We start from the raw sequence: 26,010 nt of genomic DNA on the forward strand, positions 1-26,010 counted from the left end.
ACAAAATGAAAAATATAAACCCAACTACTACCGCAGCTTGGAAAGAATTGCAAGCGCATTATGAAGAGATAAAAGACACACATCTTACAGATCTTTTCAAAGATGATAAGCGTGCAGAAGATTTTTCAATTCTTTGGGATACATTTTATGTAGATTATAGTAAAAACAGAATTACAGAAGAGACAATGACTCTTCTACTCAAGCTGGCTCAAGAGGTAGGCTTACAAGAGGCTATAGATAGTTTTTTTGGTGGCAAAAAAATTAACGCCACCGAAGGGCGTGCTGTAATGCACACCGCACTTCGTGATGAGAGTGATAACGCTTTCGCGAAAGCGGAAGTAGACTCCGTAAAAAAATCAATACAGACCTTTACCGAAAAGGTGATTTCTGGGGCACATAAAGGAGCTGCAGGAAAGGAAATTACAGATGTTGTAAATATAGGTATAGGAGGTTCTGATCTAGGGCCGGTGATGGTGGTAGAGGCTTTACAATATTATAAGACACGTCTCAATACACACTTTATATCAAATGTAGATGGTGACCACGTGATGGAAACCATTAAGGATCTTGATCCAGAGACCACATTATTTGTCATAGTTTCAAAAACATTTACTACACAAGAGACACTTAGCAATGCTACTACCGTGCGTAAGTGGTTTGTAGATAAAGTAGGAGAAGATGCTGTAAAAAATCATTTTGTCGCAGTCTCTACAAATGCAGAAGCTATTGCAAACTTTGGAATCTCCCAAGATAACGTATTCCCTATGTGGAACTGGGTAGGAGGTAGATTTTCGCTATGGAGCTCTGTAGGTCTTTCTATTGCACTTGCTGTAGGGTATGATAATTTTAAAGGCTTACTTCACGGCGCGTTTAAAATGGACGAGCATTTTAAAAACACATCTTTTGATAAGAATTTACCTGTAATAACAGCACTGCTTAGTGTGTGGTATAATAATTTTTTTAAAGTAGAGACAGAGGCTGTAATACCTTATTCTCAATACTTACATAGACTGCCGGCATATTTGCAGCAAGCTATTATGGAGAGTAATGGTAAAAGTGTAGACCGCAATGGAGAGCGTGTTTCTTATGAAACAGGTAATATTATATGGGGAGAGCCGGGTACAAATAGTCAGCACGCGTTCTTTCAGCTTATTCATCAAGGGACAAAATTAATACCGGCAGATTTTATAGGTTTTAAAAAATCATTGCACGGTGAGAAGAGTCATCACGACAAGCTTATGGCAAACTTTTTTGCACAAACAGAAGCTTTAATGAATGGTAAAACAAAAAATCAAGTAATTACTGAGTTGCAAGCTGGAGGTTTAAGTCCAGAGGCAATAGAAGAGCTAGCTCCTTTTAAAGTTTTTGAAGGAAATAAACCTACTACAACTATACTTGGTGAGGCATTAACACCAGAGAGTCTAGGAGCGTTAGTAGCAATGTATGAACATAAGATTTTTGTGCAAGGCGTTATATGGAACATCTACTCCTTTGATCAGTGGGGTGTAGAGTTAGGAAAACAACTTGCCAAACAAGTTTTATCTGATATAGATAACGATAAGATGACGTCTCACGATAGCTCAACTAGAACATTGTTAGAGCGTTACAAATTGTAGTAATTTTCTTATAAAATATATGAAGCGCTAAAACGCCCTGAGAGCTTGATCTCAGGGCGTTTTAAGTTCTATCAAATTTTTCAAATCTTTAAGAAAATAAGTTAACCTTAAGTTAATATTGGTGCTTAGGAAATTAAAGTAATTTTGCACTGCTAATTATTTAATAAATATCATGAAGAAAATTACATTTTTATCATTGATCGCTTTGTTTCTTGTGACGGCTTCGTCACTTGCGCAAGGGGTAACAACAAGTTCCATCGCTGGACGTGTGCTAGACAACACTGAAGGACCATTACCTGGGGCAAACATTGTAGCTACACACGTACCTACAGGTTCTGTTTATGGAGCAGTAACAGATTTTGACGGTTTTTACCGTTTACCAAACCTTAAATCAGGTGGTCCTTATAACCTTACAATTACGTATGTAGGTTTTGAAGATTATGCACTTAACGGTTTTAACTTAGGTCTCGGAGAGACTAAGAGAGTAAGTGTAACAATGCAAGAAAATGCAAATGCACTTGACGAGATTGTAATTACTGGATCTAATAACAGTGTGTTTAACACAAACAAAACTGGTACAGAAACTACAATTACAGAGCGTGACATCGCTACAATTCCTTCTGTATCTAGAGGTATTGCAGATTTTGCACGTGTTACTCCACAAGCTCAGATTACTGAGGGGAACGATGGTTTTTCTATCTCTCTAGGTGGTCAAAACAACCGTTACAATGCTATCTATATTGATGGTGCTGTAAATAACGATGTTTTTGGTCTTGCAGGTTCAGGTACTAACGGAGGTCAGACAGGTGTAAACCCGTTCTCTGTAGATGCTATCGAGTCTTTCCAAATTAACCTTGCTCCTTTTGATGTACGTCAGTCAGGATTCTCTGGAGGATCTGTAAACGCAGTAACGCGTTCTGGATCTAACAACTGGGAAGGTAGTGTATACGGTTTCTTAAGAAACGAGAGTCTTGCAGGTAAAACTCCTGTAGATTTAACTAATGAAGGTGACGAGCGTGAGAAGCTTGCAGAATTTTCTGCTAAGACTTACGGTATCCGTATAGGAGGTCCAATTATCGAAGATAAATTATTCTTCTTTGCAAACTATGAGCGTCAAGATGATGAGACTCCTCAACCATTTACATTCTCAAACTACCAAGGAAGATCTTCTGAAGCAGATATCGCAAACCTTGCTAGCTTCTTACAGTCTGAGTACGGTTATAATCCTGGTATTTTTGATAACAACACTAGAACTCTAGAAAGTGACAAGATAAACTTACGTTTAGACTGGAACATTAACGAAAACCACAAAGTATCTATACGTCAAGGTATCGTTGAGGCGACTAACCTAGAAGCTCGTAACTCTGGATTAAGAAACATAGGGTTCATAAACGGATCTGAGTTTTTTGAAACTAAGACATACTCTACTGCATTTGAATTAAACTCTACGTTTGGTTCTAAATATGCAAACAACCTTAAGATAGGATATACATCTGTAAAGGATGATAGAGATCCTTCTGGTAATCCATTCCCTACCGTAGATATTCAAGATGGAGGAGGTACGATCTCTTTTGGGTCTGAGCCTTTCTCTACTGCAAATTTACTTGAGCAGGATATCTTTACAATAAACAACAACTTCCAGATTTTCTCTGGTCGTCACGCTGTAACGCTTGGTGCAAACCTTGAGATTGCTTCTGCTAAGAACTTATTCTTTGCTTTTAACTACGGAGATTATACTTTCGAAGATCAATTTGATGATGCTGGAAACTTAGTTTCTTCTGGACTTAACCAGTTCTTAACTGGTCAAGATGCAGACGTTTTTCAACACGGTTATTCTTTAGTAGGTAACGGTGCTGTAGGTGATGAGTCTGCTGGATCTGCAGATTTTGGAACTTCTCAATTAGGTTTCTACGTACAAGATGAAGTACAAGTAACAGAAAACTTTAAAGTAACAGGAGGTATCCGTGTTGATATTCCTTACTGGGAAGATGGAACTGTAAATGATGATTTTAACACAAGAACTGTATCTCTACTTACTGCTGCAGGAAAAGATTTACAAGGAGCTCGTGTAGGTCAAGGAGTTGATGCTTCTGCTCACATTGCACCACGTTTAGGATTTAACTGGGATGTTTTTGGAAATAATACAACACAAGTACGTGGAGGATTAGGAGTATTTACTTCAAGACTTCCTTTAGTATGGCCAGGTGGTACTTATAACAATAATGGTGTAACTGGTGGATTTAGCTTTATCTTCGGAGAGCCTTTCCAAGCAGATGTAAACCAGCAAACACAAGTTGTTGCTGCAGGTTCTGGAGGAGTAGGTGGAAACATCGACCTTTTTGCTAAGAACTTTAAACTTCCACAAGTTGGTAAATACAACATCGCTATCGATCAAAAATTACCTATATGGGGATTAATCGCATCTGCAGATTTCTTATATAATGATGTACTTACAGATGTTTACTATGAGAACCTTAACTTAGGTGGGCCAGTAGGGAACTACGATGGAGCAGATAACCGTCCATTCTACAACCGTAGTGACGAGATAGATGATACTTATGGTAGAATCATCCTTGCTTCTAACACAAACGAAGGATCTTCTTATAACGCAACGTTTACTCTTAGAAAGCCTATCCAGAACGGTTTCCAAGGACAAGTATCTTACTCTTACGGAGAGTCTGAAAAAATCTTTGATGGTACATCTTCTCAAAACAGTTCACAGTGGAGAGGAATTCAAACTGTAAATGGTAAGAACTCAGATATTCCATTATCTCGTTCTGACTTCTCTTTAGGTAGTCGTATCTCTGCAAATGCATCTTACGAGATTGAGTACGGTGGAGACTTTGGAGGAAAAACTACAATTGGTCTTTTCTATGAAGGAGCACAGTCGTCACCATATAGCTTTACATACAGAGAAGGACGTGATTTATTAAATGATGATTCACGAGATAACGCTCTTATTTATGTTCCAGCAAACCAGTCAGAAATTACTTTTTCTGGTGATGCAACAGAGCAAGCTAGACAATGGATGTTACTTGACCAGTTTATCGAGTCTGACGATTACTTAAGTACTCGTAGAGGACAGTATGCTGAGCGTAATGGTTCAAGAGGACCTTGGAACCACATCGTTGACCTTAAGTTCTTACAAGATATATATGTAAAAACTGGAGACAAGAAAAATACATTCCAGATCTCTTTAGATATCTTCAACTTTACAAACCTTATCAACAAAGATTGGGGAGTACGTAAATTTGTAGGATCTAACGTATCACCATTACAGACAGTTTCAACATCTGATGATCAACCAGTATTTAGCTTTGTAGAGAGCTTACTTGAGTTTGATGATGCAGGAAACGTAATAGGTAAAAACGTAGATCAAATTGATGATTCTGGATTACAGTCTTCAAGATGGCAAATGCAAGTAGGTCTTCGTTATATCTTTAACTAAGAGCTATTATAAATTGTTTGCTTAGGCAATTTAAAAAGCCGCTACTGGAAACAGTAGCGGCTTTTATATTTATGAATTATCTTTGACACTCAACCATAATAAATATACATCATATGTACTCAGTTGTTCAGTTTGTCCACTCTTATTGGGCGTATTTAGTTCTTATCGTTCTTGTTATTGCAACAGTAAATGCTCTTTCTAAATTCTTTGGTAAAAAGGAATATGGAGGTAAGGATATGAGTCTAGCACTGTTTACACTTATAACTATGCACATACAGTTACTCATAGGGCTTGTGTTGTGGTTTGTGTCTCCTAATGGCTTACAAGCCATAAAAGCAAACGGAATGGGAGGTTTATCTAGCCAGGCTAGACAACTAGCGGTAGAGCACCCTTTCCTTATGATTATTGCTGTAGTACTTGTTACTGTGGGGTATTCAAAACATAAAAAACAGCGCCTTTCTACGCCTAAGTTCAAGAAGATAGCAATATTTTATACCCTTGCTTTAATTGCAGTACTTGCTATTATTCCTTGGTCGCAGTGGTTTTAATATAACCCTGTAGACTATACCTTTTATGGATAGTTTTACGCTTTCGCGAAAGCGTGATTAAAACAAAAAAATGTCCGCAATCTAAAATAAATAGATTGCGGACATTTTTATTAACTATTATAAGTTGTTTTATTGATCTTCTTTAATAAGGTATACATACACGGGGAAATGGTCACTGTACCCTCCTGTGTAGCCTCCATTTGTAAAGCTTCTGTAAGGGTATCCTTTATAACGCCCTTTAGGGTTGCTTAAGTAGTTCTTATTATAAATACCTGCTTTATAATAGCGGTATGTGCTAAAATCTTTATCAAGTAAAGGTGCGCTTATAATAATCTGGTCAAAAAGATTCCAACCATCACGATAGGCGAGTGTACCAATCCCTTTTTTAAACATAGGCTCCATAGGGTTGTAAAGCATATCATCTTTGACTTTTTCTTTCTTTCCAGACGCTTTCATTGTTTTCTTAACGCTAGGGCTTGTAGGGTCGTCGTTGAGATCTCCCATTGTAATGATCTTTGCATAGGGGTCATTGCTCTGCAAACTGTCAATTATCTTCATATTAAGTTCGGCAGCGGCGATACGTTTTTTACGACTTCGTGCTTCTCCACCAGAGCGAGATGGCCAGTGATTTACAATCACGTGTATCATATCACCATCCAGCAGGCCAGAAACCAAGAGCTGGTCACGCGTGTACACTCTTTTACTTGTGTCAACATTATCATATATAAGGAGCTCGTGCTTGCTAATGTTAGTCGGTTTAAAAAGCGCTTTTTGATACATAAGTGCTACATCAATCCCTCGTCTATCTGGAGAGTCAAAATGAGCAATGCCGTAATCCTTAGCAAGTAGTTTTGGATCATTTGCTAGTGCTTCTACTGTTTTTCTATTTTCAATTTCTGCAAGGCCTATGAGTGCGGGAGCGTTATTTGTCACATCTGCTCCTATTTCTGAGATGACGCGCGCCATCTTGCTTACTTTATCTTGATAGATTTCTTCGGTCCAGTGATCCTTTCCATCTGGTGTGCGATCATCATCATAAGTGATGGGGTCATTTTCTGTATCAAAGAGGTTTTCTACATTGTAAAAGGCAATGGTATGTGCACGATAGGTTTTGTCTTGTTGCGCTTTCGCGAAAGCGGTAACAGTCAGTAAACCAGATAAGGCGAGTACTTTTAGTTTCATAAAATAGATGTGTGTTATCTTTTTGTAAACTCTTTTGCAGAGAGCGTGCCAAAGGTACTGAAACGTTCTATTTTGCCTACTTTTGGCCGAGAATCGTAACGGTTTCTTAATAAAACAACCAAATATTAATCATTTATGAAGCAATTTACTTTATCACTTTTATGTGTGTTTCTAGCTGCCACAGTCTGGTCGCAAACACAAATAAAAGGAACGGTGATGGATGCCATCACCTCTGAGCCGCTTCCAGACGTTACTTTACGTCTCGAAAAGAGCGCTGCAGAAACAATGACAAATGCTATGGGAGTATTTGTACTTAATAACTTGACTCAGGAAGGAGATCAGATTCTTTTAGTTTTAAAAAATGGTTTTATAACCAAGAGGCTTCCTATTATTCTTACAACTGGGCAAACGCTCAATCTTGATGTGATTACACTAGATGTAGACATCTCTGCAGAGCAGCAGCAAATAGGGTTAATCTCACTTTCTGATAATGATCTTAACAGTGGTGATGATGATCTAGGTAACTTTAATGTGTCAGGACTTCTATCTGCTGGTCGCGATGCTTTTTTAAGCGCAGCCGCTTTTGACTGGAGTGCAACTTTTTTTAGACCTAGAGGTCTCGATAATGCAAATGGCAAAGTGCTCATTAACGGGATTGAGATGAATAAACAGTTTAACGGTAGACCACAATGGGGTAACTGGGGAGGACTAAATGACGCACAGCGTAATCGCGAATTTTCTCAAGGACTTACTCCTAGTGAATATAGTTTTGGAGGTCTCGCAGGGGTTACGAATATCGTAATGAGAGCTTCACAAGAACGAGAGGGAGGTAGAATATCATATGCTGCGGCAAATGCCTCATATCAAGGTAGAGTGATGGCAAGCTATAATTCTGGTCTTAACTCAAACGGATGGGCATATAGTGTGTTACTTGCAAGACGTTTTGGAGAAGAGGGTTTTCAAGATGGAACATTATATGATGCAAACTCTATGTATCTCTCTGTTGAGAAAAAAATAAATGATTCCCATAGTTTAAACTTTACGGGATTCTATACGCCTAACAGACGTGGTAGAGCGACAGCTATTACAGAGGAGCAGTTTGACCTAAAAGGAAGAACGTATAATCCTTTTTGGGGTTATCAAGATGGTGAGAAGCGTAATACAAGAGAGCGAGAGATAGAAGAGCCTGTTTTTATGCTTAATCACTACTGGACATTAAGCGATAAAACAACAATAAACTCAAACCTGGGCTACCAGTTTGGTTCTATAAAAAGTGGTAGAGTAGATAATGGTAGCTTGAGAAATCCAGCGCCAAACTATTATCAACTTTTGCCTAGTTATGCTTTACAAGATCCTAATCCTACGGCATATGATTTTCAGAATGCATACCTACTAGAGCAGGACTTTATAAATGATGGTCAATTTGATTGGAATTCTTTATATCAAGCAAATGCTAATGGAGGCAATTCTAATATCATACTTCAGGATGATGTGATAGATGATAGCCAGCTTAGTGCAAATGTGATTATTAATTCTCAAGTAACAGACGCTATCACTATAGATGGTAATGTGAGCTATAGAGGATTGAAGAGCGAAAATTATGCACAAGTAAGCGACCTACTAGGTGGAGATGGTTTTCTAGATATAGATAACTTTTCTGTAAGTGAGAGTCAAGACGGTCAAGATGGAGATCTTGCACAGAGTGATGTGCGTAACCCTAATAGAGTAGTAGTAGAGGGTGATCGCTATAAGTATAATTATGATATGGATGCGACCGTAGTTTCTGGCTTTGCGCAGGCACAGTTTACTTATAATAAAGTAGATTTTTATGTGTCTGGTACAGCAAGTAATACATCATACCAGCGCACTGGACTCTATGAGAACGGAAATTTTACAGGTAGTCGCTCTTTTGGACCTAGTGAAAAACTTTCGTTTACAAACGGAGGAATTAAAGCTGGTGCGACTTATAAATTATCTGGGCGTCACCTTATAGATGTAAATGCAGGATATTATTCTGTGGCCCCAGGTATACGAAATAGCTTTAGTAATGCGCGTCAAAACAATGACGTAGTGATAGGCTTAGAGTCAGAGCAAATACAGAGTGTAGATGCAAGTTATATTTTTAGATCACCTATAGTAAAGGGACGTCTTACTGGGTTTTATACTGGTTTTCAAAAAGGAACAGACATAGGTTTCTTCTTTACACAAAATAGTATCGCTGGTACAGAAGCTTCTTTTGTTCAAGAGGTTCTTACAAATGTAGAACGTAGAAATATAGGAGCAGAGCTAGGTATAGAAGCGCAGGTATTACCTACTCTTAAACTTAAGGCTGCAGCATCTGTAGGTCAATATACGTATGCAAATAATCCTAATATATATTATACATCAGATGATTTTGAGGGGCCTCAAACCTTTGGTGATGGGACAACTGCTATTAAAGATTTGCACGTTGCAGGAGGACCAGAAAGAGCCTACCAACTAGGTTTTGAGTATAGAGACCCAGAATTCTGGAACTTTGGACTTACAGTAAACTACTTCTCAAATTCATACATAGACTTTAGTAATCTAGCTAGAACGGCAAACTTTAATCAAGACATAGATGGGCAGCCATTTAATGATTATGATACAGATGTAGCGAGAGATTTACTAAGACAGACAGAAATAGATGATTACTTTTTGGTCAATATTATAGGAGGTAAATCTTGGAGGGTAGGAGACTACTTTGTAGGCTTCTTTGCAACGGTAAATAATGTACTAGATGAGACCTACATTACAGGAGGTTTTGAAGATAGTAGACGAGCAAATTATAGATCAAGCCTAGAAGAAGCACAAAGAGACACCCCAGTTTTTGGTGATCGTCTCTTCTTCGGTAGAGGAACAACATACTATGTAAACGCATACGTGCGCTTTTAATAAAACAATTAAGAAAGATATTTAATATGAAAACAATAAAATTAACCCACGTATTTGCAGCCATTATTGCGTTGCTTACTATTACTAGTTGTGTGCAAGATGATGATTTTGCCACGCCAGATCTTACCGCAACAGATCCTGTTCTTGATGGCGAAGTAATCTCTGTTTCTGCACTTAGAAACTTATTTCTTCAAGAAGGAGAAACGGTAGATCTTACAGAGTCTACACAGTATGTAGAGGGGTTTGTGATAAGCAGTGATGAGTCTGGTAACTGGTTTGAAGAAATCATTATACAAGACAATGCTACAGCACCTACTGCAGGAGTACGTATCTTAATAGACGAGAGCCCTTTATTTACGTATTATGAGATAGGGCGTAAGATATTTGTAAAATTAGGAGGTCTTCACCTTGGTGAAAGTAATGGTGTGTTAACGCTAGGAGTTACAAACAACCTTGAGAAGATACCAGCTCCTCTACAATTTGATTACATACAGCGATCTGCAACGGTAGAGACTATTGTTCCTGTAGAGACAACCATCTCAAACCTAAGTGAAGATTTAGAAAACATATTTATAAAACTTACAGATGTTCAATTTGCAAAAGAAGAAGTAATTGATCAAAGTCTTACTTATGCGGGTGAGCCACTAGACGAGTTTGATGGAGAGCGCACTATCTTTAGTTGTGCGACAGAGCAAACACTTATTTTAAGCACAAGTACCTTTGCAAATTTTAAGTCTATAGCGCTTCCTACGGGACGCGGAAGTATTTCTGGAGTGCTTACTCGTAATTTCTTTGGAGAGGACTTTAATCTTGCTATAAACGACAGAAATGACGTAGTTTTTGATCAAGCAGAGCGTTGTGATCCGGTAGAGATAGATTGTGGTGTGGCAGATGCGGCAGGAAGTACAATTCTTTTTGAAGATTTCTTTGAGACACAAGCTACAAATAGCCCAATATCTGGAAATGGATGGACTAACTACCAGCAAGAAGGGTCAGAAACTTGGGAGGCATACTCTAGTGGAGGTCAAAACGCCTCTTTAGGTATTTCTGCAAGAGTAGGGTCTTTCCAGTCTGGAGATGATGCCACTATCGCTTGGTTAATTACACCTATGCTAGACCTTCAAGCTAATACTGGTGAGACTCTTCAGTTTATGACTTCAAACAGTTTTTCAGACGGTAGTACGCTTGACCTTCTTTTTTCTAGTGATTGGGACGGTACTGAGGCTACTATTGCAACAGCCACTTGGGATGTTTTACCTGCAGGAGTGATTGTAGATGATGGAGATTTCTTTGGAGACTGGATAGACTCAGGTATTGTAGATCTTTCTTGTATTGAGTCTAACGGTTATGTTGCTTTTAGATACAGCGGGTCTGGTGATGCAGATTTTGATGGTACTTTTGAGCTTGACGAGATACAGATCAATGCAAACTAAGTAACGTAGTTATATATACGCTTTCGCGAAAGCGGAATAATACATTTTAAAAACCCACTGTTAGTACTACTAGCAGTGGGTTTTTTTATTAAAGCATCAAGGCAACTTAACTAGACTGCTAAAATAAATGTGCTTATCGATAGTTGTCACCACAAGAGGCCGAAAATTAGGCAGTATATAACCGCACGGTTTCTTAGAAGAGCATAGGCTACATTGTAATATAAGGTTACAACTAGCGCTTTACATTAGTTTGATATTACGGTATAAAAAAAACCGCAACACTTACGCATTGCGGCTTCCTGGATGGTTGGTTAGTTAATAATTATCCAGTTTATCTAGTGACTATCTTAAAGACAGAGCGTCTGTTAAGTTGATGTTGATCTTCTGTACAGTTTGAACCGCAAGCTATAGCAGGCTCAGACTCTCCTTTTCCTATACTTGAGATGCGGCTAGCATTTATACCTTTGCTTACTACATAATCTCGCATTGAGTCTGCACGACGTTGCGATAAGTTCTTGTTATAAGATTCAGACCCACGTATATCTGTGTGTGACTCTGCACTTATTACCATTGTAGGATATTGCATCATAACGTTCACAAGTCTATCTAGCTCTGCTGCCGCAGATGGACGTATGTTAGACTTGTCAAAATCAAAATAAATAGGATTTAAAACAACCTCCGTTTCTGTTACGACTACTTGATCTATAATAGGTTCTAGCGTTATAGTCTGGTTAACACCAGATTTACCTACCGTAATGTTTTGAATTGCTTCTTTATAGCCATCTGCACTCGCAGTTATTGTGTATGTGCGATTACATTTAGACTGGTAAAGGTATTTACCCGTTGTTGTAGCAGTGTCAGATTCACTTGTGTTATCTGTAGTGTTATTTACAACCACAAGAGCTTTATCTATACCCTCTCCAGCTGGATTTACTACCGTGAGAGCAACATCTACATCACAAGGAGGTAGTTGTCCTAATATATAAATATCATCTCCTCCTTTACCACCGGCACGGTTTGAAGAGATAAAACCTGTATCTGTATCTTGGTTTATATATATTGAAAAGTCGTCTGCTGGGCTATTTATCCCTGGACCTGCATTTTGAGGAATAGCATACGTGTTTGCACCCTTACTTTCTGACATAAATACGTCAAGGCCTCCCATACCTATATGACCATCACTTGAGAAATATAGTGTGCCATCTTGAGCTATAAAAGGAAATACTTCTGTACCCTCTGTGTTGATTTGGTTTTTAAGCGCGGTAGGTGTGCCAAATGACCCATCTTTATTTACAGTAACCATATATAAGTCTGACCCTCCTTTTCCGCCAGGTCTATCACTCGAAAAATATAGTGTGTTACCATCTGGACTAATTGCCGGATGACCGGTTGAGAACTCATCACTATTAAATGGGGCAGATTGTATATTAACCCATTTTCCTCCTACCTTTTCTGCAGTATAGAGGTTAATCTGGTTAACTCCAGCCTCATCCTTATCTAGACTTCCTTTATAATAGTCATTGCGGTCAAAATACATACGTTTTCCATCTGGAGAGATTGCTACTTTACCCTCGTGATATTTTGTATTTACGTCACCTGCAAGTAGAGAGGCTGTTCCTAATTTTGATCCATCTAGTGTCGCTGTATAGATATCTAAAAAGGGTTCGTTATTTAGACTGTGTTTTTTGCGGTTTGTATTTCTAGCACTAGCAAAGTAAAGTGTATTGCTATTTATCGCGCTTCCATAATCTGCATATGTTGTATTTAGAGCTCCTGCATTTTTTACCGTATAACTAGGCTCTTTGCTTAAAAGCTGGCTTAGATAATTAGAGTTCTTTAAAAAACTAGTAGACCTAGAATCATTGGGTTGTGCTTGGGTAAATTTTTGCATCCAGTTTTTATACTCAGCAGCATCACCATTGGCCTTAAGAGCTTGTGCATAATTATACATAAGATCTGGTGTGAGCTTTGCGTTTTTTCCTTTAGTAGCTCTTTTGTAAAAAGAAACTGCTTTTTTTGAGTCGCCTAGTATAGCATAACTCTCAGCAAGCTGAGCATATACATACTTGTTTGCTTTTCCTTTTTCTATAAGCTTGGTGTATTCAGTTATAGCTTCGGTATAAGCAAGTCTCTCAAACAGACCATCTGCTTTCTTTGTGTCTTTGTTTTGTGCTACGGCTCCTGTAGCTGTAAAAATAAGGAGCAATATATATAGGTAAAACTTCTTCATATTAATGTGCTATGGTTAGGTTTAGAAGTATCTAGGTGAACGTAATGCTTTTTTATTACGTAGTATGTTGTAGGTTATAATGATCTCGTGTGAGGATGGGGCTATGTTGTTTATCTCAGAAGTAACTGCATCATAAGCATACCCTATTCTAAATTCTGGAGTTGCCTGAAAGCCTACTATGCCACTAAAAGAATCATCATAACGGTAAGAGACACCTAGTTCAAATTTTTCTAGAAAGAGGGCATTTACATTTGCATCAAAAGAAACTGGTGCGTCAAATGCAGATTTTACCATTACAGATGGTTTGAGTTTTACATTATCTGAAACTTGAAAAACATATCCAGAGGTTACAAAATAATGATTAGTCTCAGAGCCTATTTTTAGTTCATTAGTATCTAGATGAACAGAGTTGAGTAAATTAGGAACAGATAGGCCTACGTAAAATTTATCACTATATAAGAAAGCACCAGTCCCTACGTTGGGATACGTCTGATTTATGTTTTGTGAGAAAAACGCATCTCCGGGATCTTGGAGTTCAAGATCTACAAGGCCAACCTCGTGAAAAGTAGCCCCCGCTTTAATACCTAGCGCTAGTTTAAAAGTACTGCTTACATCTATGGTATAAGAGAAGTCTGCATAAGCGTTGGTTTCTTTCACAGGGCCTAACTCATCTCTTATAAGAGAGACTCCTAGACCTACTTTTTCTGATATAGGAGAGTGAGCTGTAAGGGTGAAAGTTTCTGGTGACCCGTCTAAGCTTGACCATTGATTTCTGTATAATAAATTTATGGCAAGACCTTCTTTTAATCCGGCATATGCTGGGTTAACCACATTCATATTATACATATACTGGGTATACTGTGGGTCTTGTTGAGCAACAGACTCATCTATGTAAAATAGACTTAAAATTAGCGTTAGTAATAGTAGTTTTTTCATTGTTGTCTCGTTGTTAATTCAACTATATCGTACGTACAATTAGATTCTTTAGTTAGTCTTGATTTAAGTAAATCCATCCAGTGGCTTGAGTGCCATAAGTAGGATCTTCTTGCTCAAGTGAGATTACATAAAAGTAAGTTCCTGTAGGTAAATCATCACCTGCATCAGTTTGTCCTCTCCATTCATTTGTGTATGAATCTTGTTCGAAGACTAGTGTACCCAGGCGGTTGTAGATCTGAAGGTTTGTTATGCCAGACCTGTCAGAGAGGAAACGTAAATCTAGTGTGTCATTAAATCCTGGTGACCCAGAAGGAGAAAGCCCTTCTGAAATAACACAATTTCCTACTTCATAAAGTGTCACATCTACTGCAGCCGTGCCAGAACAAACTCCTCTGATGATTTCTACAGTAAAAGTTTGAGTTCCTACAGTGCTAGGTGCTAGTATGACATCATAAGTTGCGTTTGTAGCTCCATCTATTGCTGTGCCATTTATAAACCATTGGAAGGTGACTCCTGTTTCGTCTGTAGCCGCTGTTAGTGTTTGTAATTCATTAGGGCAAGTTTGAAAATTATCTATGAGACTAACGTCTAGTGTACTGCCTGTGATAAGAATACTGTCTGTAGCAGTACAGCCATTATCAGTTACAACTACCTCATAGTTCCCTAGCTCAACAATTTCTATAGAGGCTGTTGTATCTGGTAGTTCTACTCCGTCTTGAAACCACTGATAAGTAACTTGTGTAGGATCTATATTTGATGGACTAGCGTCTAAGAAAATAGCATTTTCAAAACAAGTGTCAAAATCGCTCCCTAGTTCTATAGTGGGTGTCGCCCCAAAGTCAATATTTACAATCTGACTTTCAGAACATCCGTCTACGGTTACAATTACTTCATATACTCCTGTTTCAGTAACAGTGATTGATGATGTTGTCTCACCAGTACTCCATTCATAAGTAGGATTTGTAGTGTTGCTTCCAGAGAGAACGGCAGTAAGCTCTATAGAGGTTTCATCACACACAGACTGATCACCTCCTAGGTCTATGTCAAAATCTGGACATACAATACCACAGTTGGTATTTCCATCACCGCCAGTTTGACCTACACTTATAAATCCGCTTGACCCATTAAAATTTGTAATGAGAAGTATATAAACCTCCCCGACTTGTGCATTAGGAATTGTAAATGTTTCAATTGCCGCGGCTGAGAAACTACAATCTACACTTGTACTTGGGTTTAAGTTGTCACAAGCATTATCTGGACTATCAAATGGTCCCCAGGCAATAAAATCTACATCTAGTTCATTTCCTACTGGATTTCCATCTGCGTCAAAAGCGGTGTTTTGAACAATTTCTAAATCGATATCTCCTTCTTGACCTATTTCAAGGTAAAACCAATTTGGGTTAGGTTGAGAAAATAAACACTCATAATCAATCCCATCTTGAGCAGATGAGCCGTCAGAGGTGTTTTCAAATATGAGACCTTCTTGACTACATAATGGTTCTATGTCTTCACAAGAGGCTGGTGGGTTACATTGTATTGATAATTCAAAATCACCTGTAGCACCATCTTCTCCATAAATGTAAATAAGATATTCAGTTCCTGTTGTAGTTATGAAATCTACTTTTGATTGCTCTACTGTACCGAAGTCATCATTACCTTCTTCACAAATAAGCTCTTCACAGGTTCCAGAATATATCTGAATACCAGTGTCAAAGCTTGAATTTAGAAGGCTGAATTCTGTGCTTTCACCAGTGCCTGTAAATGTAAACCATACCCCAGGAGAATCACCAGTTGTTATGTTGCCGCAATTTTCTAATGGAACATCTGTTGCTGGCGCGCCTACTATTGTGCCAGTAGTTACGTCCCCACAAACAACTTCTTCGGCATCTAGGCATCCTTGTGGTGCTTCAATGCAAGTAACGGTTAGTTCATAATCACCTACACTTGTTCCAAAGCCAAATACATAAATTGTATATTCAATACCTTCTTCAGATAGAAAGTCCACTTCAGATTGTAGTCCGCAAGAATCGTCATTTCCATCTACACAAGTTAAGGCGTCACAAGTGCCTGTAAATACTTGAAGTTTTGTGTCATATGTAGAGTTACACATTGCTAGTTGTATAAGCTCTCCTGTTCCAGTAAATGTATAATAGTTTCCTGGGGCTCCAGGACCTGTTCCGCAAGTTCCAGGCTCACCAGTTGAGGTAGATCCTACAGTTGTTCCTGTTACAGTGTCACCACATACCAGTGGTAAGGCATCTGGGCACAAATCATTTACATTACAACTAGAGCCATCCTCATTAGCTTGATTAATTGTTAATGTATCGGTCCCAATACATCCTTCAAAGGTGACAAAAACTTCATACACTCCTGGGGCAGTCGCTTCTAGTGTGGCAGAGGTCTCTCCCGATATAAGAGTTCCGTTTAAGAACCATTCATAAGTAGAGGTAGATGGATCTACGTTAGTTGGGGACCCATCAAGAGTGACAGCATCTTCAAGGCAACTATTTATGTCTTCCCCAAGGTCTACAATAGGAGCCACATTAAAAGTAGCAATAGCATCATCTGTATAGGTACATCCAGCATCAAAAATAGCTTGCACTGTGTATGTTCCTGATTCTGTCGCGCTTATTGACGGTCCAGTTTCACCTGTTATAACAGTTCCATCTAAACTCCAAACAAATGTGGTCGTGCCAGCAGGTAAGCCTGTATCTAGAGTTTCGGTTTCTCCAGCACACGATATAAAGTCTTCTATATTTACTGCAGGTTCAGAAATAAACTCTACTGTTATATCGTCTCTTACTTCACAATCTGGTAAATCTGTAAGAGTTACTACTACGCTATATTCTCCAGGCTCAGTAACAACTAGTGTTGATGATGTTTCGCCAGCTATAACTACGTCATTTAGCAACCAAGTATAAGTTTCTGCATCTGGATCTGTTGCATCTAGAGTAACTGGATCTCCCTCACAAGAGGCAAGACCGTTTTCAACAAGTAAATCTTCACCTAGATCTGTATTTGTAACGTTAAAACTACCAGCCTCAATAAATACCGCAATATCAAAGAGACTATCTGTTTGATCTGCTACAACGAGTTTTATGGTGTATGAGTTTCCTGGTACTACTGTGGTAGATGCTGTAAGCTCGACAGTTTGACCATTAAAATTTGTAGCAGCTGTGTTTTCATCATTAAAAGGAAGGAAGTTGTACTGCCCAAAAAATTCTTCATTTATAGCCGCACAACTATTAGGGACTTCAGGTCGTATGTTTGTTACCTCTATAGGAGTGTTTGTTCCTGGAAGCACTGCTAGATTTACAGAGGTGCCAGTATCATTATCAGTTAAGATAAATGCAAATGCATCTGTAAATGTGCACTCAAAATTTTGATTATATTCTTCTGAAGCCATCAGAAAATCAAAGCTCAATTGCTCAGTAAAAGGTGTGAAGTCAAATTGTATGAATGAAGCATTATTTGTTGCCGTTGCACCAGTAAAGTTTTCTAAGTCTGCGTCTCCTGGCCACGCTGTTCCTCCGTTGCTTTGTGTACTAAGGTTAGGTCCTGGTGCTGTAGATACACTTCCAGAACTTAGCACAATCCCAGCTTCAAAAGGGAAGTCAGTACCATTTGCTTCAAAAGAACCAACACCATTTACAGAAGCAAAGTCTGTACCTGTGCTCTGAATGAAATTCTCAGTTCCAGCACAAGATGCGTTTATGAGGATGTCTTCTACGAGTTGTTGTGTTGTAAGTGTTTCGTCTATGGTAATTTGTGCAAACAGTGCCGAAGGGATAAGCCAAAGTAGGGAAAGTAAAAGTCTCTTCATTTGATTGGGTTTGTCGTGAGATTATAGCTGTGCATAGATATAAGCTACTTGAAATTGGTAATAGCATAAGACAAGGTAAAAATCCTTGTGTATTATGTAATAAAAACTTCAAAAAGCTAAATTATATACACCGCTAAAGTGCAACAAACAATATAATCTTCAAAAGATTAACAAAAATATTGGATATAATACTTCATATATCCGATGAGTGACTACTTTCTTACTCAGTAAAATCTATACTTTAACAGTTGCAGTTAATATTGTATAGACTGGGAAGTGATCACTATACCCACCTAGGTATTTTTTTCCAGCGTAAGTTCTAAAGGGGTTGCCCTTATACTTTCCATCATATTCAGTAAGATAGAAGTCATTATAGATGTCTGACTTTTCATATAAGAGCTCGTTATCATAGATTCTTACAAAATTATTTGAAAAGAGAATTTGATCAAATATGAACCACTCATAGTTATAATTAAGGCTCCCTTCATATCTCGTGCCTAGATAAAGCATCGGGTTATAAAAATCAGTTTTGGCTAGGTGTACTTTTATGCTTTCGCTATGTGGGCCATCGTTAAAGTCACCCATAATAATTACTCTTGCATCTGGTTTTTTAGCGACAAGATTATCTATGATTTTGCGATTTTTCTTTGCTGCAGTAATACGTTTTTGTGAAGTTTCATTTGCACCTTTACGTCTAGATGGCCAGTGATTTACCAGTATGTGTACCTCTGTACCTAGCAAGGTGCCTTGCACATATAAAATGTCTCTGGTAAAGTCGCGATCTCCCTCTTCTGTCTCTAGGTATAATGTAATCGCCTCGCTTTTATGTGCTGCAAAGTCTTTCTTTTTATATAGTAGACCTACATCTATACCACGCTCGTCTGGAGAGTCATAATGTACGATATCATACCCTTCATCTTCAAGATGATCTGTTTCAATAAGTGATTGTAATACCGCTTTATTTTCCACTTCTGCTACCCCTAGTAAACTCGGTGAGGTGCCGGTATCATCCTTTCCTATTTTTGAGATTACTTTAGAAAGTTTTTTAATTTTTTTATCAAACTTATAATTGTTCCATTCTTTAAAACCACCTGGTGTAAAGTCATCATCTAGTATTGCGGGGTCATTTTTTGTGTCAAAAAGGTTTTCAAGATTGTAAAAACCTATGGCACATTTTATTTTTTTGGTTTGCGCTTTCGCGAAAGCGGATGTATCCTCCATATTAAACAGTATCTATGAGACCCACAATTTAGTCAAAAAGACTGCAATCCATTTGCTACCTTTGTAAATATGCTGGAAGTTGAAAAAATAGAATATGAAAAGTGCATTCTTGTAGGGCTTGTAACCCAAAAACAAACGCACGAAAAAATGACAGAATACCTTGATGAGCTCGAGTTTCTGGCCTACACGGCAGGAGCAGAGGTTCTCAAGCGTTTTAGTCAAAAATTAGAACGTCCTAACCCTAAAACTTTTATAGGTACAGGTAAGATGGAAGATGTAGCGGCTTATGTAGAGCAGCACGATGTAGGTACAGTCATTTTTGACGACGAGCTTACACCGGGACAGCAGCGTAACATTGAGGCACTACTTAAGTGTAAGATTGTAGATCGTACATATCTCATACTAGATATTTTTGCACAACGAGCACAAACTAGTTATGCACGTACGCAGGTAGAACTTGCCCAGTATGAGTATCTCTTACCACGTCTAGTAGGTTTATGGACACACCTTGAGCGCCAGCGTGGAGGTATAGGTATGCGTGGTCCTGGAGAGACAGAAATTGAGACGGATAGACGTATCGTACGTGACCGCATCACCCTGCTCAAAAAGAAAATGAAAACCATAGACAAGCAAATGTCTACACAACGTGGTAACCGTGGTGCACTGGTGAGAGTAGCCCTTGTAGGATATACAAATGTGGGTAAAAGTACTCTTATGAATGTGATAAGCAAGAGTAAGGTGTTTGCCGAAAATAAACTCTTTGCAACCCTTGATACTACTGTGCGTAAGGTGGTAATAGGTAATTTACCATTCTTACTATCAGACACCGTTGGGTTTATAAGAAAGTTGCCTACACAACTAGTAGACTCTTTTAAGAGTACGCTAGATGAGGTGCGCGAGGCAGACTTATTATTGCACGTGGTAGATATCTCACACCCACAGTTTGAAGATCACATTAATGCCGTAAATAAGATTCTTGATGAGATAAAAAGTATGGATAAACCCACGCTTATGGTCTTTAATAAAATTGATGCATATAAGGCAGAGGCTTATGATGATGATGACCTTATGGTAGAGCGCACCGGTGCTCACTACTCACTAGATGAGTGGAAGGAGACCTGGATGTCACGCACTAATGGCGATGCGATATTCATTTCGGCGCTTAATAAAAACAACTTTGATTCCTTTAGAAAGAAGGTGTACGAGCGCGTGAGAGAGATACACGTAACACGTTTTCCATATAATGAGTTTTTATACCCAGAGTATATAGATCAATACGGACAAGAAGAGGAATAAAAAGAATAACGCTTTCGCGAAAGCGTACTTAAAACAACACAATTACAATTATGCTCATAATAGGTATAGGTGGAGGTACCGGTAGTGGAAAAACTACCGTAGTAGATCAGATAGTTTCAGACCTTCCAGAAGGACAGGTAACGGTTATCTCCCAAGACTCATATTATAAAGATCTTTCTAGCCTCTCTATGGAGGAAAGAAAGAAAGTAAACTTTGATCACCCTAATGCGATAGATTTTCCATTGCTGTGTCAACATCTCAAAGAACTTAAAGAAGGAAGGAACATATTACAACCAGTATATTCATTTGTTGCACATAACCGTACAGAAGAAACGGTGCTTACCACGCCTACTAATGTAATGGTGGTGGAGGGTATCCTTATACTTACAGATCCTGCTATTAGAAATCTATTTGATATCAAGGTTTTTGTACACGCAGATAGTGATGAGCGATTAATACGTCGTCTCAAGAGAGATATTGCAGAGCGCGGTAGAGATCTAGATGAAGTGCTTAATAGGTATCAAACCACGCTTAAGCCTATGCACCAGCAATTTATTGAGCCTACTAAAGAATTTGCAGATATTATTATACCAAATAACAGGTATAATACTGTTGCTGTAGATATTGTACGAAGCATTATAAACGAACGTTTAAATTAAGGTTTTACTATATTTACTACAATGGGTGTCAAAGAGCTGAGGCAAAAAAAATGGTTTAGAGTATTGAGTAATAAATATTTACTCATTACCATCATTTTCTTAATCTGGATGCTGTTTTTTGACGGGAGTTCATACCTATTACATAGGGAACTTAACCAAGAGCGAGATAAGTTAAAGGGTAACCGTGATTATTTTAAAAACGAAATTTCAAAGGATAATGCTCAAATACTACAGCTCAAAGATAGCGCAGGTTTAGAGCGGTTTGCTCGTGAAGAATACCTTATGAAAAAGGATAACGAGGAGATTTACATTATTGAATATCAAGATAGTTTAAAACAGGAAAATGAAGACTAATTTATTTTCAGAATTTGATCCAGTATCTGCAAAAGCATACAAACAGAAAATACAGTTTGATCTTAAGGGTGCAGATTATAATGAGACGCTTGTCTGGCAGAGCTTAGAGGGTATACACGTACGTCCTTTTTACCATAAAGATGAGGTAAAAAAAACACCGGCAATACCATTACCTAAGCAGTGGTTTATAGGAGAGAAAATTTTTATAAATCAAGCAGTACAGTCTGCAGAGACGGCAAATAGTGCTATAGCAAATGGTGTAGAAGCTGTTTATTTTCAAGCCAATAAACCTTTTGATATAGCTGCGTTATTTACAACGCTTAGTGATGCCTCGGTGCCTCTGTATTTTGATCTGTCATTTAAAGACGCACAATTTTACAAGGAGCTATATCGATATAGTGGTAAGTATGAGCTCGTAGTTAAGCTAGATATCATTAACCATCTTGCTTTAGATGGTAACTGGTTTACAAACCTCAATAAGGATCATCAAGACTTTAAAGAAGTTATACAAGAAGCAACGTCATCATTTACAATAGACACTACACTTTATCAGAATGCTGGGGCAACTATGGTGCAGCAACTGGCATACGGTATGGCACAGCTGGCTGAGTATTTAAACTTTTGCGAGCAAGAAAATCTTAAACTGGAGGAAGTAGTTGTAGAGGTAAGTGTAGGTACAAATTACTTTTTTGAAATTGCAAAGCTTAGAGCATTAAGAGAATTAGCACAAACTGTTTTAAGTGCTTTTTCTTATCAAGACACAGCAATTAAAATCGTAGCGCACCCCAGCCGTAGAAATAAAACTATTTACGACTATAATACTAATATGTTGCGTACCACTACAGAGTGTATGAGCGCAGTTTTAGGAGGAGCAGACTGGGTGGTAAATATGCCTTACGATGCGTTGTATCATAAAACAAATGATTTTGGACAGCGCATATCTCGTAATCAGTTAATAGTGCTTAAAGAAGAAAGCTATTTTGACGCTGTGCAAAATGCTGCAGATGGATCTTACTATGTTGAGGAGCTCACTCATCAGCTAGCGGAAAAAGCACTTACGCTGTTTAAGGATATAGAGCGTAATGGTGGTTTGTTAAAACAACTCAAAGACGGAACCGTACAGCGCAAGATTAAAGAAAGCGCAACTAGAGAGCAGCAGCTTTTTGATGAGGGGGTCATTACTTTATTAGGAACTAACAAGCATCCTAATCAAGATGATAAGATGAAGAATAATCTTGAGTTATATCCTTTTGTAAAAATAAACCCACGTAAAACAATAATCGAACCTATAATAATGAGACGTCTCGCAGAAACTGTCGAAAAAGAGCGTCTTAAAACTGAGTAGATATGATAAAAATAAATCAACTAGTAGTAGTGATTCTCCTTTTGTCTGTAAGCTTAATGTCTTGTGACAACAAGAAAGAACTTGCACTACAACATTCAGAAAAAGAAAGTATAACTACCTGTGGTGATGAAGATAGCTCGTTGCTTAACGAGGCGCTATATCAATTTGAACAAGATATTACAGAAGCATATGATCCAGAGGCAAAAATTTTAAACAGTGCTTACGGTCGCTACTTGTATGTAGGTTTTACGGGTACAGCAGAGTTTGATAGGGTTGCAACAAGTCACTCCATTGCTATTTATAAAGAATTACTGGCTCGCAATATTTTGCTTGAAGATGGAGGTACTAGTAATCTCAATTATAAGCATCCTGCAGTGCAGTGTGTTATAAATAATATGGAAGATAAAGATCTGTCTACCACTATAAATGCCCTTGTAGAGACTAATACTATGAACCCAAAATTGTTCAACTCACGTATGCGTAATTTTGGGAGACAAGCAAAAGATCAAAGAGTCACTGCGCTCTATGTGGCACTAGATGCATTTTATCAACATCTTGCGCCAGTAGCGCAAGTAGCGCAAGAAAGTAATGAGTAGAAGAGACGTACAACATATCACCCTTGGGGCTCAAGTAAAAAGTAGTTCTCAGCAAGATGTAGTTTTAAAAACCACTGCCGAAAAGATAGATGTAAAATCTACCTATACTCCAAAAGATGTTCAAGATTTAGAGCACTTAGATTTTGTGGCCGGTATGGCGCCTAACTTACGCGGGCCTTACAGTACGATGTACGTAAGAAGGCCTTGGACGATACGCCAGTATGCAGGTTTCTCAACTGCAGAGGATAGTAATGCATTCTATCGTAGAAACCTTGCTGCAGGCCAAAAGGGACTCTCGGTAGCTTTTGATCTCGCAACACACCGTGGTTATGATAGTGATCACGAGCGCGTAGTAGGAGATGTAGGTAAGGCAGGTGTGGCGATAGACTCGGTAGAGGATATGAAAATCCTTTTTGACCAGATACCGCTAGATAAGATGTCTGTCTCTATGACTATGAATGGTGCTGTATTGCCTATTATGGCATTTTATATAGTCGCAGCACAAGAGCAAGGAGTAGATACGGCACTACTTTCGGGTACAATCCAAAATGATATTCTTAAGGAATTTATGGTGCGTAACACGTACATATATCCTCCTACACCATCTATGAGAATTATCTCAGATATCTTTGAATATACAGCAAAGGAGATGCCTAAATTTAATAGTATCTCAATCTCTGGATATCATATGCAAGAAGCTGGAGCAACTTGTGATATAGAACTCGCATACACCCTAGCAGATGGGTTGGAGTATATAAAAACTGGGCTTGCTGCCGGGATGGATATAGACAGCTTTGCGCCAAGATTATCTTTCTTTTGGGCAATAGGGATGAATCATTTTATGGAAGTTGCCAAAATGCGTGCGGCACGTATGCTTTGGGCAAAAATTGTAAAACAATTTAATCCTAAAAATCCTAAGTCTCTTGCCTTAAGAACGCACTGCCAGACTAGTGGCTGGAGTCTTACAGAGCAAGATCCTTTTAATAACGTTGCGCGCACAACTATTGAGGCTGCAGCAGCGGCTTTTGGAGGGACGCAGAGTTTGCACACAAACGCACTAGATGAGGCCATTGCCTTACCTACAGATTTCTCTGCGCGTATCGCTCGTAACACACAAATTTTCTTACAGCAAGAAACACATATTACAAAGACTGTAGACCCGTGGGCGGGTAGTTATTATGTAGAGTCTCTCACAAATGATATTGCTCATAAAGCCTGGGAGCTCATTCAAGAAGTAGAGGAGCTAGGAGGTATGACTAAAGCTATAGAAGCTGGTATTCCTAAATTGCGTATTGAAGAGGCAGCTGCTAGAAAGCAAGCCCGCATAGATAGTGGTCAAGATATTATTGTGGGAGTAAATAAATACAGACCTACAGAAGATGAGCACCTAGATATACTTGATGTAGATAATACAAAGGTACGTGATGGCCAGCTTAAGCGTCTGGATCAAATCAAAAATGACAGAGACTCAGCTAAAGTTTCTCAAGCTTTGGAGGCGCTTACAAACGCAGCTAGAGAGGGTAACGGTAATTTATTATCACTTGCGGTTACAGCAGCTAGAGAAAGAGCAACCCTAGGAGAAATTTCAGATGCACTAGAGGAGGTTTATGGGCGTCACAAAGCGCAGATACAATCCTTTAGTGGTGTATATAGCAAAGAGATGAAAGAAGATTCCGCTTTCGCGAAAGCGCAACAACTCGCAAACCAATTTGCAACGCAAGACGGGCGTCGTCCTAGAATTATGATTGCCAAAATGGGGCAAGACGGTCACGACCGTGGAGCCAAAGTAGTAGCAACTGGCTACGCAGATATAGGTTTTGATGTGGACATAGGGCCGCTATTTCAAACACCTAAAGAGGCAGCAAAACAAGCAGTAGAAAATGATGTGCACATACTAGGAGTCTCATCACTTGCTGCTGGTCACAAAACATTAGTTCCTCAAGTAATTGAAGAACTAAAGTCGTTAGGAAGGCCAGATATTATGGTGATTGTAGGAGGAGTGATTCCACAGCAAGATTATGAATTTTTATTTGAGGCTGGAGCCGCAGCAGTTTTTGGGCCTGGAACAAAAATAAGTGAGGCGGCGATAGGTCTTCTAGAGATTATGATGGACTAGATGAAATATTATATCCTTACATATACTTTTGTCGAAAATTATTTGGAGAAAAGAACGCCCTATCGCAAAGATCATTTTGAGGTTGCAAAAGCAGCTGTAGCTGCGGGTAGTCTTCTACTAGGTGGTGCTACAGAAGGTCCTGGTGAAACAGGTGTGCTAATCTTTCAAGTAAAAGACAAATCGCAAGTTGAGACATTTGCGGCACAAGATCCTTATGTGAAAAACGGTATTGTTTCTTCTTGGGAAATCAAAAAGTGGAATGTGGTTTTAGGAAGTATGCTGGAGGTGTAATCT

Annotated in this window: 17 protein-coding genes; 12 read left to right on the forward strand and 5 right to left on the reverse strand. The window is 38.6% G+C overall.

Annotated elements, in window-relative coordinates:
• The first annotated feature begins 5 nt into the window (after positions 1–5).
• The 3 genes from pgi to ACJJVM_RS09295 all read left to right on the forward strand — a co-directional run bounded on the left by pgi (position 6) and on the right by ACJJVM_RS09295 (position 5,612).
• Positions 6–1,616, forward strand: a complete 1,611-nt coding sequence (gene pgi, locus ACJJVM_RS09285) for a glucose-6-phosphate isomerase (protein ID WP_405211503.1) — start codon at positions 6–8, stop codon at positions 1,614–1,616.
• A 172-nt stretch (positions 1,617–1,788) separates the two neighbouring features.
• A complete protein-coding gene (locus ACJJVM_RS09290; RefSeq protein ID WP_298349034.1) occupies positions 1,789–5,064 on the forward strand; it encodes a TonB-dependent receptor in 3,276 nt (1,091 codons plus the stop codon).
• 113 nt (positions 5,065–5,177) lie between these two features.
• Positions 5,178–5,612 carry a hypothetical protein gene (locus tag ACJJVM_RS09295; protein WP_035325832.1) on the forward strand — a complete coding sequence of 145 codons (435 nt, stop codon included), beginning with the start codon at positions 5,178–5,180 and terminating at the stop codon, positions 5,610–5,612.
• Between the two features lie 129 nt (positions 5,613–5,741).
• On the opposite strand, the gene ACJJVM_RS09300 is transcribed toward ACJJVM_RS09295, so the two are convergent.
• On the reverse strand, positions 5,742–6,794 hold the full coding sequence (locus ACJJVM_RS09300; RefSeq protein WP_405211504.1) for an endonuclease/exonuclease/phosphatase family protein: 1,053 nt from the start codon (positions 6,792–6,794) through the stop codon (positions 5,742–5,744).
• 135 nt (positions 6,795–6,929) lie between these two features.
• On the opposite strand from ACJJVM_RS09300, the gene ACJJVM_RS09305 reads away from it, so the two are divergent.
• Positions 6,930–9,707: a carboxypeptidase regulatory-like domain-containing protein gene (locus ACJJVM_RS09305; protein WP_405211505.1), complete on the forward strand. Its 2,778-nt coding sequence runs from the start codon at positions 6,930–6,932 to the stop codon at positions 9,705–9,707.
• Positions 9,708–9,733: 26 nt separating this feature from the next.
• A complete protein-coding gene (locus tag ACJJVM_RS09310; protein WP_405211506.1) occupies positions 9,734–11,140 on the forward strand; it encodes a DUF5689 domain-containing protein in 1,407 nt (468 codons plus the stop codon).
• A gap of 331 nt (positions 11,141–11,471) precedes the next feature.
• On the opposite strand, the gene ACJJVM_RS09315 is transcribed toward ACJJVM_RS09310, so the two are convergent.
• The 4 genes from ACJJVM_RS09315 to ACJJVM_RS09330 all read right to left on the reverse strand — a co-directional run bounded on the left by ACJJVM_RS09315 (position 11,472) and on the right by ACJJVM_RS09330 (position 19,350).
• Positions 11,472–13,370 (reverse strand): OmpA family protein, encoded by a 1,899-nt coding sequence (locus ACJJVM_RS09315; RefSeq protein ID WP_405211507.1) that lies wholly within the window; start codon positions 13,368–13,370, stop codon positions 11,472–11,474.
• 21 nt (positions 13,371–13,391) lie between these two features.
• Complete coding sequence (locus ACJJVM_RS09320) at positions 13,392–14,306, reverse strand: type IX secretion system membrane protein PorP/SprF (protein ID WP_405211508.1); 915 nt, start codon at positions 14,304–14,306, stop codon at positions 13,392–13,394.
• 52 nt (positions 14,307–14,358) lie between these two features.
• A complete protein-coding gene (locus tag ACJJVM_RS09325) occupies positions 14,359–18,129 on the reverse strand; it encodes a choice-of-anchor L domain-containing protein (protein WP_405211509.1) in 3,771 nt (1,256 codons plus the stop codon).
• 234 nt (positions 18,130–18,363) lie between these two features.
• The gene (locus ACJJVM_RS09330) at positions 18,364–19,350 is read right to left on the reverse strand and encodes an endonuclease (protein ID WP_405211510.1); all 987 of its coding nucleotides are present in this window, start codon (positions 19,348–19,350) and stop codon (positions 18,364–18,366) included.
• A gap of 69 nt (positions 19,351–19,419) precedes the next feature.
• Here ACJJVM_RS09330 and hflX point away from each other — a divergent pair, with 69 nt between their 5' ends.
• From hflX to ACJJVM_RS09365, 7 genes are all read left to right on the forward strand, one after another.
• The gene (gene hflX, locus ACJJVM_RS09335) at positions 19,420–20,646 is read left to right on the forward strand and encodes a GTPase HflX (RefSeq protein ID WP_035325824.1); all 1,227 of its coding nucleotides are present in this window, start codon (positions 19,420–19,422) and stop codon (positions 20,644–20,646) included.
• A 50-nt stretch (positions 20,647–20,696) separates the two neighbouring features.
• Entirely contained in the window at positions 20,697–21,305 is a 609-nt protein-coding gene (gene udk / locus ACJJVM_RS09340) for a uridine kinase (RefSeq protein ID WP_035325822.1), read from the forward strand.
• Positions 21,306–21,368: 63 nt separating this feature from the next.
• On the forward strand, positions 21,369–21,659 hold the full coding sequence (locus tag ACJJVM_RS09345; RefSeq protein ID WP_316930951.1) for a septum formation initiator family protein: 291 nt from the start codon (positions 21,369–21,371) through the stop codon (positions 21,657–21,659).
• Positions 21,649–23,004, forward strand: a complete 1,356-nt coding sequence (locus tag ACJJVM_RS09350) for a methylmalonyl-CoA mutase subunit beta (RefSeq protein ID WP_405211511.1) — start codon at positions 21,649–21,651, stop codon at positions 23,002–23,004. Before ACJJVM_RS09345 ends, ACJJVM_RS09350 begins: the two co-directional genes overlap by 11 nt.
• A gap of 2 nt (positions 23,005–23,006) precedes the next feature.
• The gene (locus ACJJVM_RS09355) at positions 23,007–23,600 is read left to right on the forward strand and encodes a hypothetical protein (RefSeq protein ID WP_405211512.1); all 594 of its coding nucleotides are present in this window, start codon (positions 23,007–23,009) and stop codon (positions 23,598–23,600) included.
• Positions 23,593–25,716, forward strand: coding sequence for a methylmalonyl-CoA mutase (gene scpA / locus ACJJVM_RS09360; RefSeq protein WP_405211513.1), 2,124 nt, complete (start codon positions 23,593–23,595; stop codon positions 25,714–25,716). Before ACJJVM_RS09355 ends, scpA begins: the two co-directional genes overlap by 8 nt.
• Positions 25,717–26,007, forward strand: a complete 291-nt coding sequence (locus ACJJVM_RS09365; RefSeq protein WP_405211514.1) for a YciI-like protein — start codon at positions 25,717–25,719, stop codon at positions 26,005–26,007.
• Positions 26,008–26,010 lie beyond the last annotated feature (3 nt).

Origin of the sequence: Dokdonia sp. Asnod2-E02 (assembly GCF_045063915.1) — a bacterium.
Taxonomy (GTDB): Bacteria; Bacteroidota; Bacteroidia; order Flavobacteriales; family Flavobacteriaceae; genus Dokdonia.

Excerpts from the sequence above, each read along its gene's own strand:
- udk (WP_035325822.1), top strand. The coding sequence starts at position 20,697 with ATGCTCATAATAGGTATAGGTGGAGGTACCGGTAGTGGAAAAACTACC.
- ACJJVM_RS09330 (WP_405211510.1), bottom strand. The coding sequence starts at position 19,350 with ATGGAGGATACATCCGCTTTCGCGAAAGCGCAAACCAAAAAAATAAAA.
- ACJJVM_RS09355 (WP_405211512.1), top strand. The coding sequence starts at position 23,007 with ATGATAAAAATAAATCAACTAGTAGTAGTGATTCTCCTTTTGTCTGTA.
- ACJJVM_RS09320 (WP_405211508.1), bottom strand. The coding sequence starts at position 14,306 with ATGAAAAAACTACTATTACTAACGCTAATTTTAAGTCTATTTTACATA.
- ACJJVM_RS09350 (WP_405211511.1), top strand. The coding sequence starts at position 21,649 with ATGAAGACTAATTTATTTTCAGAATTTGATCCAGTATCTGCAAAAGCA.
- ACJJVM_RS09315 (WP_405211507.1), bottom strand. The coding sequence starts at position 13,370 with ATGAAGAAGTTTTACCTATATATATTGCTCCTTATTTTTACAGCTACA.
- ACJJVM_RS09295 (WP_035325832.1), top strand. The coding sequence starts at position 5,178 with ATGTACTCAGTTGTTCAGTTTGTCCACTCTTATTGGGCGTATTTAGTT.
- ACJJVM_RS09305 (WP_405211505.1), top strand. The coding sequence starts at position 6,930 with ATGAAGCAATTTACTTTATCACTTTTATGTGTGTTTCTAGCTGCCACA.
- hflX (WP_035325824.1), top strand. The coding sequence starts at position 19,420 with ATGCTGGAAGTTGAAAAAATAGAATATGAAAAGTGCATTCTTGTAGGG.
- ACJJVM_RS09365 (WP_405211514.1), top strand. The coding sequence starts at position 25,717 with ATGAAATATTATATCCTTACATATACTTTTGTCGAAAATTATTTGGAG.
- ACJJVM_RS09325 (WP_405211509.1), bottom strand. The coding sequence starts at position 18,129 with ATGAAGAGACTTTTACTTTCCCTACTTTGGCTTATCCCTTCGGCACTG.
- pgi (WP_405211503.1), top strand. The coding sequence starts at position 6 with ATGAAAAATATAAACCCAACTACTACCGCAGCTTGGAAAGAATTGCAA.
- ACJJVM_RS09310 (WP_405211506.1), top strand. The coding sequence starts at position 9,734 with ATGAAAACAATAAAATTAACCCACGTATTTGCAGCCATTATTGCGTTG.
- ACJJVM_RS09300 (WP_405211504.1), bottom strand. The coding sequence starts at position 6,794 with ATGAAACTAAAAGTACTCGCCTTATCTGGTTTACTGACTGTTACCGCT.
- scpA (WP_405211513.1), top strand. The coding sequence starts at position 23,593 with ATGAGTAGAAGAGACGTACAACATATCACCCTTGGGGCTCAAGTAAAA.
- ACJJVM_RS09290 (WP_298349034.1), top strand. The coding sequence starts at position 1,789 with ATGAAGAAAATTACATTTTTATCATTGATCGCTTTGTTTCTTGTGACG.